We start from the raw sequence: 13,264 nt of genomic DNA on the forward strand, positions 1-13,264 counted from the left end.
CCACCATTTTCCCTTTCGTTTTTCCTCCCTAAAGCTTACCAGATTTTCTCCTGTTCCGCAACATTACTATATAGAGAAAAAGGCGGCAAAGCCGCCCATTCGCAGCTCCACCGCCTTTATCCATCCTTTTATCCTTTACTGCTTCTCAGCCTTTCACCGCAAGACTACCAGCCGTGATCGCCTTTCCAGACTTTCTGTCAAACAGAAGAATGTCCGTTCCCGCGATATCAACACCTGTCTCCTCGCCAAGTTTAAAGGTAACACCGCCGAAGATAACGCCTGTCAGCAGGTACTTTCCGATCCTGAGCTTCACGGTAGATTCCATACCAGTCGGCATTGCACCGTAGATCGTGGATGCGATCGCGCCGTCCCCGGAGAGCTTCAGTGCCTCCGGACGGATCGCCAGGACGAAGTCCTCGTTGGTGATCTCCGGCTCTTCCTCCACCGCATAGTCAGACTCGTCGACCTTCGCGATATGGTACTTGAATACCTCATCCTTATTGCTCTTCTCAACGGCCTTCTTATCCTTTAGCATCTCAATCCTCTGAGCTTCCAGATCAGCCGCGTCTTTATCTCTCTTTGCGAACCATGCCGCCATATCGATAGGCTCGTTCGGTCGGAATGTCGCTTCGAGATCATCCAGAATCCTAAAGCTGAAACTTCCATCAGCCTGTTCTTTTCCCTTTGCCTCCACAAAGTTGATGGACGGATTTCCGACGAAGTCCGCTACGAAAAGGTTTGCCGGCCTGTTATATACATCAAGCGGGGCATCATACTGCTGAAGCACACCGTTGTTGATCAGACAGATCTTTGTCGCCAATGTCATGGCCTCCATCTGGTCATGGGTGACATACACAAAGGTACTTCCCGTCTCAACATGAAGTCTCTGCAGCTCATATCGCATCTCAAGACGGAGCTTCGCGTCAAGGTTTGACAGCGGCTCATCCATGAAGAGAACTGCCGGTTCCGGTGCCAGGGTTCTCGCGATGGCAACACGCTGCTGCTGACCGCCGGAGAGCTCTGCCGGGTAACGGTTCATGAACATGCCGATCTTGACGATCCTGGAAACTCTGCGGACGGATTTATCGATCTCTTCCTTCGTGAGTTTTCTGTCTTCTGTCAGAACTTTTCCTCCGGATACGATGGCATATTCCTCATTTAAGGACTGCCCCTTTGACTCATAGGACTTCTTGATTCCGTCAAGCTTCTTTATCAGCTCCTCCGCCTTCGCCTTTGCGGCTGCGTCCGGATCTGCTGCGTCCTGAATCCCGTATCCGTAGAGGATCTTCGCGGTATAAATAGAGAGGATGAATGCGTCGATAAATTTCAGATAGACTTTATCCGTGTCGAGCTTACCTCTCTTATCGCGGCACTCTTCCACTAACTCTTTGATCTTCTTTCCGCTCTTCAGCGCCCGGATCAGCTCCCCCGTCGTCATGGCATCAAAATCGTATTTCGGAAGTTCTTCCTTGATATTGCTTAAACCAAAAGAAATATTCTGGTAAACGGTCATGTTCGGCCACAGCGCGTAGTTCTGGAACAGGAATCCGACCTTACGCTTATTGGCCGGAATGTTGATTCCCGCCTCACTGTCAAACACAACCTTATCTCCGATCTTGATCTGACCAGTCGTCGGTGTCTCGAGCCCCGCGATCATGCGGAGGATCGTTGTTTTTCCGCATCCGGACGGTCCGAGCAGTGTGATAAAGGAGTTATCCGCGATGTCGAGGTCCAGATGATCGACTCCGAAGAATTTTCCCCAGCGTTTTGTTATATTTCTCAATGTGATTTCCGGCATATTAATTTCCTCCTATTCCATCGTCAAGGCTTGCACCTGTCAGCTTATTGACTAACGTATTAAAGATCAGGATCGTAACGATCAGGATCAGGTTGATCGCGCTCGAGAACGCGTACAGACCCATTTCATCGAAATAGTCCAGCGTCGTCGAGAGGATGAAGCCCTGCGTACATAAGAGCAGGAACAGTGACAGTTCACGGAGACATGTCATAAACGGAAGCATGTATCCACTGATGATCGCGGATTTCTGGATCGGAATAATGATCCGGAACATTCTCTTCGTCCATGGAATGTCCTGTATGATCGCCGCTTCCTCGATCTCATTGCTGATCTGCAGCATGGAGTTTAACGCACTCCGGCTCGCAAACGGAATGTACTTGATCGTACCTGCGATGATCAGCAGCGTATATGTATTGAAGAGGTTGATCTTCTCGTTGGAGAACAGGATGAAGAATGCAGCACCGACAGCGATGGAGGGCATCAGATACGGAAGGAATGCCACGCCGTTTACATAGCTTGCCCAACGGCTTCTGCGGTTCTTCGCAACCGCGTATCCGATCAGGGTACCGATGGTACCTGCGATCAGCGCACAGCAGACAGCAACTAAAAGTGTACCGGCAAACGCGTGCCAGATTGTACTGTTATAGAGGATACCGTGCTGTCCGTACATACCGTTCTCGGTGATATTCTCTTTCGTGATCCACCATTTCGTGGTCAGGTTGCTTAAGTCTTTCGTGTAGAGGAAGCTGTAGTCTCCCGGGTTCGGGAGGAACGTCTCAAGGGCGAAGGAAAAGATCGGGAAGATACTTGTGAAGAAGGTCAGAACGATCATCACAACTGCAATCGCGTATTTTCCGACTTTTCCAAGGTTCATCTTCGATAACTGACCGGATTTGCCGGTGACGGTCGTATAGTTCTTCCGGCTCTTTAAGCTCACCTGATTCATCGTGAGGATCGCCACACCGAAGATCATCATGATGATGGCTAAAATACTCGCCTCACCGGTGTACTTGGAGTTTAAGGAAATGTACTTCGTGGAAAGGGTGGTAAGTCCAAGATAATGCGGTACCGGGTAGCTTCCCATGGCGCTTCCGAATACGAGAAGGATCGTCGAGAGGATCGCCGGTTTTACCATCGGAAGCGTAATGCGAAACATCGTCTTCCATTTCGGTGTATCGAGGATCGTTGCCGCTTCTTCCAGATTTGCGTCCATATTCCGGAAAATTCCGCCGATCAGGATGTAAGCGAATGGCGCGTAGTGAAGTCCCAGAACCACAGAGCTCGGGAATAATCCCAGACACCACCATTTCGGCATGCAGATGCCGGCAAGGGATGCAAGGAGTCCGTTGGATGTACCAACGACTGCGTTGCTGTTAAATACGTTCTGCCATACAACCGCTAACGTCCACTGCGGCATGATGTACGGGAAAATAAAGATGGAGCTTAAATACTTTTTGAATTTCAGGTTCGTTCTTGTTACCAGAAACGCAAAGGTTCCGCCGTAGAGGATAGAGATCGTACAGGTAAAGACTGCTAAGAGGATCGTATTCCACAACGGCTTCCAGAGGTTTGTCTTCGCCAGACGGCTTGTAAAGAGGTCCACATAGTTGATCAGCGTGTAACCGGACGCCTTTCCGGCGAGATGGGCGTCAATGGTTCCCGGATGGATCGTGATCGTATCTTTTACGATGGCGATGATCGGCGCAACAGTGGAGAACGTCAGTACGATGCCGAACAGGAGAAGGATGATGTTCTGCGGTTTTGAAAAATATGTTTTTACACGATTGTATCTGTTCACAGAATTGTCCGCTCCTTTCATTTAAAACATGGATGCCGTTTTTCTCTCACGGCAGATGCCATATGTAACATGAGGGCGCCGCACACATGTACGGCACCCTCGAACTATCTTGTTTCATGCAACTGTTCAATAGGTCTGCGCATTCACTGCGCGGACCGTAAGAACGCGTCGCGCAGTAGGCAAAAATCCCATTGACGAAGTCAATTTGGAATGGATTTTTGCATGTAACTGTGAAGGCACTGAGCAGTTACAGTTTCATTTACTTTGCAGAGTCGCTGTACTTCGTGAGAAGCTCGATCCAGCTGCCGACTGTAAAGGAAACAGATGCACAGTAGTCCGGATCTTCCAGAACTAATTCGCCGTCTGTTGTCCACCAGTCATATCCACGGTCGTCCTTGCACGGGAACTGGTCTTCGCCGGCCTCGTTGTAGCCGCCCTTGCTGTGCTGGTAAGTCTCCTCGATCGCTGCTGCAACTTCCGGGTTAGCGGAGTAGCCGCCCATGTCTTTGCCCCATGCGGAGAATCCGTCCTCTGTACATGTCATGTACTGGATGAATGCGCATGCGGTCCACGGAAGCGGGCTGTTGTTTGTAACGAAGAGATAATGGCAGTAACCGTAACCACCGATACCTTTGTAGCCGTCCTGATAAGCGGCAACCTTAATGTTATTTAAGGAAACGCCTGCGGACTCTTCTACGGAACGAAGTTTGGAATAAACTAATAATCCGGCCTGATCTGTTGCAGAATCCGTAACAAGTGTGTTGCAGATCGGACCATCATCTGTCTGCTCATTGTAGTTCTCAACCCAGAGCTTGATCCATGCGAGGGCATATGCGCCGTTCTCACCAAGTCCAAGATCCTCAGCATCTGTTGCCATCTCGTCGATAACCGGTTTGAAGTATGCCTTCTTTGTGTCATCGAGAGCATCGTAAGCATCCTTTAACCATCCTGCATACTTATCTTCTGTCAGCATGTATAAGAAGTTCTTTCCAACGATCTCGGAATCGATATCCATGTATAACGGATGAACGCCCTCTGCTACGAAATCCCAGCAGTTCTTATATTCAGCGCTTCCTGTGCTGTTATACATAAATACTTTGTTTAATGTCTGTAATGGAAGGAATCCTTTATATGCGTCCGGTGTTGTTCCGTTTGCCTCTGCCCACTCTTTTGGGATGTAGGTCTTTAAGATTCCCGGCTGAACCATCTTTGACTCGATCTGGTTGCCATCCTGGATCAGGGTCATCGCGAAGGTTCCTTCTGTCTTTAAGGAGTCTGCGGTCAGCTGCTCAAAGATCTTGTTGTTCTTCGGCTGCTGCCACTCATATTCCATTTTGTAGGACGGATCGATAGACTGCAGATATTCGATAAATAACGGCAGCGCACTCTTTCCGCGGCTGGAGTTACCAACACCGTAGAAGGTCTTTCCGTTGGACTCTTCGATGGCTTTCTTCGCCAACTCTTCCATGGACATTCCTTCTGCTTCCTTGATGATCTTTTCAACATCAGAAAGATTGGTATCGTCTGTGGACGCAGCCTCTGTTGCCGCCTCGCTTGCCGCCGCTGTGGTCTCACCGCCGGCTGCTGCTGTCGTAGCTGTCGTTCCGCCACCGCCGCCGCATCCCGCGAGGGACATCGCTGCCATGGAAACTGCAAGTGCCAATGACAAAGTACGTTTTCTCATAAAACTTTTCCTCCTTCATTTACTGGGTCATCTTGTTTCTCTCACGACTCATTTTGTACTTTTATTATAGTAGCGCACAGGAAATTTTAACAGTGGACAAAACTGCGATAGTTTGTGGAATCCTGTGAATCTGTATATTTTCATTCCATATTTCTAATATTTTTGTGCATTTTCGACATATATTTTTCTGTGGCAGAATTGGAAGCACCGGCATATTGCTGTATATTCATTTGAACATCATTCGTCCGCACACATCTTTCACCCATCATGCTGGTCTGCAGGATCCATCGTCAGTTCCGGACGCAGGAGTTCAAAGCCGTCCGCTCTTTTTTTATAATTGATCTCGTATTTATTAGTATTTCTTATTTATAAATATTAGCACAACTTTTATATATTTTATTAAAAACCTGTAAAATTCCTTACACAGACCCATTTCCAAAACATTTCTTTTTTCTTATGTAAATATTGTGCAAATTGAATATTGACAGAAACCGCCATTTAATGGTAATTTTACTGTAAGTTCGCTCAGCGTTTTCATGATACGACAAACGCTGTATAAGAAAATATAATGAAGAGGTGTAGACATGCAGGAATTAAAACCGATCAAAGAAGGAAAAGTACGCGAAATTTATGACAACGGGGACAGCCTTATTATGGTTGCCACTGACCGTATCAGCTGTTTTGACGTGATCCTTCACAATGAGGTTACCTCCAAAGGTGCTGTTCTGACCCAGATGTCCAAATTCTGGTTTGACCTGACAAAGGATATTCTCCCGAACCATATGATCTCCGTTGATACAAAGGATATGCCGGAGTTCTTCCAGCAGAAAAAATTTGAGGGAAAGACGATGATGTGCCGCAAGTTACATATGCTGCCGATCGAGTGCATCGTCCGCGGATATATTACAGGAAGCGGCTGGGCAAGCTACAAAAAAGACGGTACCGTCTGCGGAATCCGTCTTCCGGAAGGCTTAAAGGAATCCGATAAACTCCCGGAGCCGATCTATACTCCGTCCACAAAGGCTGAGATCGGCGACCATGATGAGAATATTTCCTTCGAGCAGAGCATCGACCATCTCGAGAAATACTTCCCGGGAAAGGGCCGCGAGTATGCGGAGCTTCTTCGTGACAGCACTATCGCTTTATATAAAAAATGTGCAGAGTACGCCCTCGCAAAGGGAATCATCATCGCCGATACAAAATTCGAATTCGGTCTTGACGAGGAGGGCAACCTCGTGATCGGTGACGAGATGCTCACACCGGACAGCTCCCGCTTCTGGCCGGCAAAAGGCTATGAGCCGGGTCACGGTCAGCCGTCCTTCGACAAGCAGTTCGCCCGCGACTGGCTCACTTCCCATCCGGGCAATGACTGGACACTTCCGCAGGAGATCGTCGATAAGACTATCGCGAAATATCTGGAAGCATATGAGATGATCACCGGGAAAAAATTAGAGGCATAACCCCCACAAATCTCCGCCTCTGAGTTTTCCTATTTAGTTCCTCATTTTTACGAAAAAAGCGTCCGGAATCCATCTCTATGGATCCGAACGCTTTTTTCTGTTGTTCTGTCTTCACCTGCCTGAGGGACACTGCCGCTTTCGGGTCCCTGGGATCTTCTTATTTTAAAATATCCTGTCTGCAGATATGGCGGATCTTTTCCGCGTCAAGTCCCCGGATCACTTCCACAGCAAGATCTGCTGCCGCTTCCAGATCAGATTTCGCACAGAAATTATAATGGGTATGAACATACCGGCTCGGGACGCCGAGAACCAGAACCGGAACCGCCTTTGCTGTCAGGCTGATCTTTCCCGCGTTCGTGCTTCCGCCACGGCGGACTGTCTCCTGAAATGGAATTCCGAATTTCTTCGCAAGCTCTTCCGCGTACTCGATAAACACCGGATTTGAAATATAGCTCTTATCCATCCTGCGGATCTGGACACCGCCCCGCATGTGCCCCTGTGTCTGGGCAGCACTGAAATAGAAATCATCTGACGGGGAGCCCTCAAAGACAATCGCCAGGTCCGGACGGACAATCTGGGATGTGACTGTGGCACCTCTTGTTCCAACTTCCTCCTGAGCCGCAAACGCTCCGGTCACCCGTACCGCCAGCTGATCCTTCTCCCCGCACAGACGGGTCATGGTGTCGATAATGCATGCACAGCCTGCACGGTTATCAAACGCTTTTCCAAAGCAGAGGTCACGTTCCTCATCGTAGGAAAATGAAACTTCCGGGACTGCCGGATCTCCAATGGAAATACCGAATACTTCTGTCACTTCTTTCCTGCTCACCGCGCCGACATCCACGATCAGCGTCTCAATACTCAACGACTGGGAGGCCCGCTCTGCCTCATTCATAAAATGGATCGGCTTGGAAGAAATAATTCCCCGCACAAGTTTCCCACTTCTGGTCCGGATCATTACTGTGTGTGCCGGAAGGTTCGTGAGGATCACTCCACCGAGCATGAGGATCTCCAGGCTTCCGTTTTCTCTGATGCTCTGTACCATAAATCCACATTCATCCGTATGGGCATCCAGCATCACGACCGGTTTCTCCGGATCCTCACCGGGCATACGCGCATATAGGTTATTCATCGCGTCATTTTCCAGCTCCAGACCTTTGCAGTACTTCGCAACCGTGCGGATTACATCCTCCTCAAATCCGCTCGGTCCAAACGCATCGCAGATCTCCCCAAACATCTTTACATTCATACTGATTCCTCCTATATTTTCATTTTAATTCTTACCTTTTTCCATTGATGGCCTCCAACGGCTTGTTTTTTCAGGATCCAGATTATTTTTCCTGTATCTCCGATGGAGCAACACCCGCAATTTTTTTAAATGTGTTAGAAAAATACGCAATATCTTTATATCCGACTTTTTCCGCCACTTCGTACACCTTGTTTCGGTGGTCAGAAAGCAATTCCACTGCCTTTTTCATCCGGTACCGTGTGAGCCACCCCATCACCGTATATCCTGTCTCTTTCTTGAAGCAGTGGCTCAGGTGGCCTTCGCTGATCCCCACCGCACCTGCGATCTTCGCCACATTGATCGTACTTTCCCCGTAATGAGATGCCATATAAAGCACCGCGTCCCGGACGTATCCGGTAAGGCCCGCGGTATTTTCATCGAATGGCAGACAGAGCCGGATCACCGCGGCATTGATCTCTGGTCCGTCACCTTCCAAAGCTCCCGGATATTGCTCCTTTACCGGTGCCTTATCCGGGACAGATCTGCTCAGACCGGTATCTCTTTGCTTCCCCCGATCTGTCTCGATCCGCTCTTTCGCCCTGAGGATCGCGCTCTCCAGCTCTCCGTCCTCGAACGGCTTTAGCAGATAATCAAATGCATAAAGCTTCAACGCCTCTCTGGCGTAGGAAAACTCGCTGTACGCGGTCAGAAAGATCACCTGTACCGGATTTTTCTCTTCCCGAAGCTTCTTTAACATCTCAAGACCGTTCATCTTAGGCATCCGGATATCGCAGATCATCAGGTCCGGATTCTTTTTATGGACCAGTTCCAGCGCGTCTAACCCGTTTTCCGCCTCACCGACGACCTCGCAACCCAGCGAGGCCCAGTCCGTCTCACCGACAATGCCCATCCGGACGAACCGCTCATCATCTACAACGATCACCTTGATCATAACAGCTCCCCCCTTCCCTTTTTCCATTCCCCATCGGTCATCAGGATCTGTTCTCCATACTGGGCGCAGGCTGTCCGGAGCCATTCACCGGTATTCTTATCGTTACCTTTGTTCCGCCTGCAGCCAGCCGCTCTGCCCTGAGACCGTAGTCTTTTCCATAATGAAGCCGGATGATCGTATCCACATTGTAAAAGCCGATGTGGCCATTCTTCTGTTCCTTGTCCCGGTTTCCGAGCCGTCGGATCACTTCATCGCTGATCCCGCATCCGTCATCTGAAACCTCGATCACAAGCTCCTTCCTTTCCAGATATGCCCTGACAAAAATATGCCCCTCATCCGCATCCGCCAGCCCATGGATCACCGCATTTTCCACGATGGGCTGAACGATGAGCTTTGGAACCAGGATCTCCTCCGTCTCAGGAGCGATCTCATAGCGGAAATCAAACTTTCCGTTAAACCGGATCTTCTGGATCTTTGCATAGCTTTCCACCAGTGTCATCTCTTCCTGCAGCGTGATAAACTGGGCGCTTGAAATACTGGTCCTTAAGATCTTCGCAAGCTTTGCCGCCAGCGTCGCGATCTCCGGAATATGGTTCGCCTTCGCCACCCACTTCATCGTATCAAGGGTATTGTAGAGAAAATGCGGATTTAGCTGGGACTGCATCATGGCGATCTGGGTCTCGTTCAGCTCCTTTTCGCGCCGAACCCGCTCCTCCATATAAGAGGAGATCCTCTTTGTCATGATATTAAAATTTTCCGCCAGCTCCCCAAACTCGTCCTGACGTTCCATGTCCACATGGGTATCCAGATTTCCCTCCTGAACCTCATCCATGGCATCATGAAGTACATGGATCGGCTTGGAAAGAAAGGAGCTGATCCCGATCGCGACACCAACACTTAAAAGAAAGCTTCCCGCGGCCATGAAAAGAAGAACTGTATACATGGATCTCGTGGTATCACTCGTAAAAACATGGGGACGGATCAGGACGCTGTAAAGCCCTGTATCACCCAGCTTTGAAACGTAAATACTGTTGTTGTTCCAGACCTCCGTCAGAGGTTCCCCCTGTAGAAAACGGCTTCTCAGAACATCTCCGACCGTCTCCCCCGATGCCGTGCCTACACTGTACACGGTCTCCAGAAATCCATTGAGAATACAGATTCCGTCCTGGCCACTGTATGTGCCGGAGAGCGCCTTCGCGAAATGCTCCGCCGTCATTGTGACCACAAAATATCCAGAACATTCCTCCGAATTTCCGGTCACTGCTCTGGCAAACCGCAGGACCTCATCACCGCCAATCTCCAGATCACTCCGGATGATCAGATCATTCGGGTGGGCATGAGCCTCTCTCAGGATCCCCCAGTATACCGGCAGCGTCTGCCCGTAGGTACGGTTTCCCGTAGAGTACAGGCAGGAGCCATCCGCATTGTAGAGATGAAATCCCGCCATCTCACGACATGCAGCGGTCGCCCCGTACAGACTGCGATACACTTCATTCTTCTTTCCAAAGCTTTCTTTTTTCAGCGCCTCGGCGACCAGCGGATCCGTACACAGTTCCTCCGCCGCGTCATGGTAAGCGTCAAACAGCGTCATCAGCTGATGCTCTACCGCACCGGCAAGCTCCATATCCTTTTTCTCAAAATCTCTTCCGACCTTCACCTTAAACATCTGGATCAGAAACACACAGCACACGATCAGTGGAAGAACAGACACAGCGAGAAAACTCACAAGAAGCTCACGCCGGAAAGATCTCTGGATAAAGTTCTTCATGATCCACCTCCGTTTCCTGCCATGAGCGCCGCCCATCTTTCCAAAATGGATTTCTGGTTTTTTACTGCCCATCCAAGATCGAAGTCCATGATCGATCCCTCTTCCTTCTGATCCGGGGTAATATCATCGCGGACCGTCCGTCTGTAAAGCTTCTCGACAGCCAGTCTCTGGACATCAGGACTCACGATAAAATCCACAAAAAGCTTCGCGTTTTCTTCATGCTCCGCACCCTTGATCACCGCGCATCCGTCTGCCACCGCGCTGGTTCCCTCCCGCGGATAGACGATCGAGATCGCCGCGCCGCGGTCGATATACTTTTTCGCAGTTTCCTCCAAAGTCAGACCAACCAGATATGTTCCCTCTGACACCTCATCGAGCACGGCGCCTGACCCCGCCGCCATCCGGCGGCCGAGCACTCTGGCAAACTGTTCCAGAACCTCGTTTTCACGCATCGGCAGGACCTGGATCATCGTCTCCAGCATCGTGCAGCTGCTGCCGGATCTTCCCGGATCCGCAAAGGACACCTTTCCGTCCCAGTTCCCGTCAAACAGATCCTCAAATCCCCGCGGGGCGGAAGCCGCGTCCACCAGCTTATTGTTGTAGATCAGAACAATGGGAAGCTCCGTAAACGGAGTCCAGACATGATCCTCAGTCCGGTATATACTCTCGATATGATCGCTCTGGGTACTCTCGTATGACACGAAGCAGTCCTTAAAGACCTCATAGCTCTCCACACCTCCGCCGAACATCACGTCACAGGATCCCTTTTCCCCCTCTTCCCGGATCCGCTCCAGAAGCTCCGTCGTTCCCCCGGGAACCACTTCCACCCAGATTCCGGTCCGCTCCTCAAACTCCTTTATGATCGGCGCATAGACCTCCTGCTTGTGGGAAGTATACACCGTAAGCCTCTTCTCCTCACTCACTTTCTCCGGTCCCTGTCCGCTGCTCTCCCCTGTTCTGCAGCCCGCCGCACTCATCGCCACAACTGCAATTCCAAGGAATAACGCCCATACGTTTCTCTTTCCCTTCACTCCCCGAAATCCCCCCTTTGATTCCGATCAGATTGAATTTCTATCGATAACTCTTTTCCTATAATCTCATTCTGTTTCGTCGCTCTTTTTAGTCTATTCTAACATATTTTCCCTGAAGAAACCATCACTTTTATATAATAAAAAAACCGCCGCACCTCCACGATCTCCCCGAAAGGAAATCATGTTCGGTACGGCGGTTTTTCGCCTGGCTCCGCGTGAACACTGAGAAACAGGAACGCCTGCCCTTTCTCATTATGAATTATCTTCTTGTCCGCCTTACGGCGCCCAAAAAGCTTCGGACTTCGTACTTATACTGCCCCGGCATTAGAATTGCTCATGAAAGCAAGCTTTCAACACAATTCTATCACCAGGTCAGTGCAATTCAACGTTTATTTACTTTCTCATCTCAAGAACATCCGCAAATGCCTCGATAGCAGTTGCAGCCTGTCCGAAGTCTCTCATCTGCTGGTCAACACCAAGCTTGATGTGCGGGATACCTGCGTTGTCGAGAGCTTTCTTGAGGTACGGATACTCCATCTCCTCCGGATCGCAGAACTGCTGCATGAAGAGTACAAGCCCCTGAGCGCCGCTCTTCTTAACCATGTCAGCTACGAACTCGCCACGGCGGTTCTTGGAAGACTGCGGATCGTAAAGAAGGATATCGTAGTCCATGTTTGCAAACTGTTTTGCAAGAGCTCTGAGAGCATCCTGCTCGTCCTCCGGAACATCTGTACGGAAGGAACGGCTCTCATGAGCAACATCATCAGCTGCGATCGCGATGTTGTTATTCTCGAAGATCTCAAGAAGCTTCGGGTTGTCTACGATGATACCGGATGTAACAACCTTTGTTCCCTTCCAGTCACATACCGGAAGAGCTGCGAGCTCTTTGTTTAACTCTTCGAGTTTTGCTGTATATTCCGGTTTCTCCATGAAGAAGAATGCCTTTAATACTGCAGAACGCTTTGTAGGAGTTACAACGTCGCAGTGCTCGTTAGCGAGTTTTACGAACTCACGGCGGGCTGCACGGCTCTTGTTGTAAACCTTGATTGCGTCAAGGATCGCATCGTTGGTGATCTCGTGGCCACATACTTCCTCGAGATCAGCCTTAACGTTTGCGTACTCCTCCTCACAGAACTTAAGTCCGAACTCTTCGAAACGGTTCTGCGGATGAGCAAGGAAGATAACTTTCATCTTGTCGCCCATAGCAACACGGAAGTTCTGGCTCATCGGACGTAATGTATCACAGATTGTTGGTGTGATGATTCCGTCTAACTGATCCATAGTTCCGTCAAGGAGCATCTCAAGTGCGAGCTGAGCAATCGTGCAGTAGAAGGTTGCACAATACTCTTTTGCACGGCTGATCGTCTTGTTGTTGGAGCCCCAGATTCCCATCGGAACCATGCCTGCAGCGTATACAAGCTCTTCCGGAGCGTAGTACGGGAGAACGCCAATGACCTTCTTGCCCTGTGCTTTATATTCAGCAAGCTGCTGTTTTGGAGTTGCAGCTTTTACCTTAAATTCGTCAAATAATGCGTTGATACTCAT

Annotated in this window: 9 protein-coding genes; 1 reads left to right on the forward strand and 8 read right to left on the reverse strand. The window is 49.7% G+C overall.

Features of this window, described 5'->3' with window-relative positions; all coding sequences use genetic code 11:
• Positions 1-145: 145 nt before the first annotated feature.
• The 3 genes from DW826_RS05305 to DW826_RS05315 form a co-directional block, all read right to left on the reverse strand.
• On the reverse strand, positions 146-1,798 hold the full coding sequence (locus DW826_RS05305; RefSeq protein ID WP_117552238.1) for an ABC transporter ATP-binding protein: 1,653 nt from the start codon (positions 1,796-1,798) through the stop codon (positions 146-148).
• A gap of 1 nt (position 1,799) precedes the next feature.
• On the reverse strand, positions 1,800-3,596 hold the full coding sequence (locus DW826_RS05310; RefSeq protein WP_242994046.1) for an iron ABC transporter permease: 1,797 nt from the start codon (positions 3,594-3,596) through the stop codon (positions 1,800-1,802).
• Positions 3,597-3,855: 259 nt separating this feature from the next.
• Complete coding sequence (locus DW826_RS05315) at positions 3,856-5,280, reverse strand: hypothetical protein (RefSeq protein ID WP_117552239.1); 1,425 nt, start codon at positions 5,278-5,280, stop codon at positions 3,856-3,858.
• Between the two features lie 584 nt (positions 5,281-5,864).
• Here DW826_RS05315 and DW826_RS05320 point away from each other — a divergent pair.
• Positions 5,865-6,740, forward strand: a complete 876-nt coding sequence (locus DW826_RS05320) for a phosphoribosylaminoimidazolesuccinocarboxamide synthase (RefSeq protein ID WP_015554215.1) — start codon at positions 5,865-5,867, stop codon at positions 6,738-6,740.
• Positions 6,741-6,897: 157 nt separating this feature from the next.
• Here the strand turns inward: DW826_RS05320 and DW826_RS05325 are convergent, their stop codons facing one another.
• From DW826_RS05325 to hgdB, 5 genes are all read right to left on the reverse strand, one after another.
• Positions 6,898-7,989, reverse strand: coding sequence for a M20/M25/M40 family metallo-hydrolase (locus DW826_RS05325; protein ID WP_117469422.1), 1,092 nt, complete (start codon positions 7,987-7,989; stop codon positions 6,898-6,900).
• An 82-nt stretch (positions 7,990-8,071) separates the two neighbouring features.
• Positions 8,072-8,920 carry a response regulator gene (locus DW826_RS05330; RefSeq protein ID WP_117552240.1) on the reverse strand — a complete coding sequence of 283 codons (849 nt, stop codon included), beginning with the start codon at positions 8,918-8,920 and terminating at the stop codon, positions 8,072-8,074.
• 40 nt (positions 8,921-8,960) lie between these two features.
• On the reverse strand, positions 8,961-10,688 hold the full coding sequence (locus tag DW826_RS05335) for a sensor histidine kinase (RefSeq protein WP_117552241.1): 1,728 nt from the start codon (positions 10,686-10,688) through the stop codon (positions 8,961-8,963).
• A complete protein-coding gene (locus tag DW826_RS05340; protein ID WP_117552242.1) occupies positions 10,685-11,719 on the reverse strand; it encodes an ABC transporter substrate-binding protein in 1,035 nt (344 codons plus the stop codon). Before DW826_RS05340 ends, DW826_RS05335 begins: the two co-directional genes overlap by 4 nt.
• Positions 11,720-12,112: 393 nt before the next feature.
• A complete protein-coding gene (gene hgdB, locus DW826_RS05345) occupies positions 12,113-13,264 on the reverse strand; it encodes a (R)-2-hydroxyglutaryl-CoA dehydratase subunit beta (protein WP_015554212.1) in 1,152 nt (383 codons plus the stop codon).

It is taken from the genome of Clostridium sp. AM34-11AC (genome assembly GCF_003435375.1).
Taxonomy (GTDB): domain Bacteria; phylum Bacillota; class Clostridia; order Lachnospirales; family Lachnospiraceae; genus Pilosibacter; species Pilosibacter fragilis.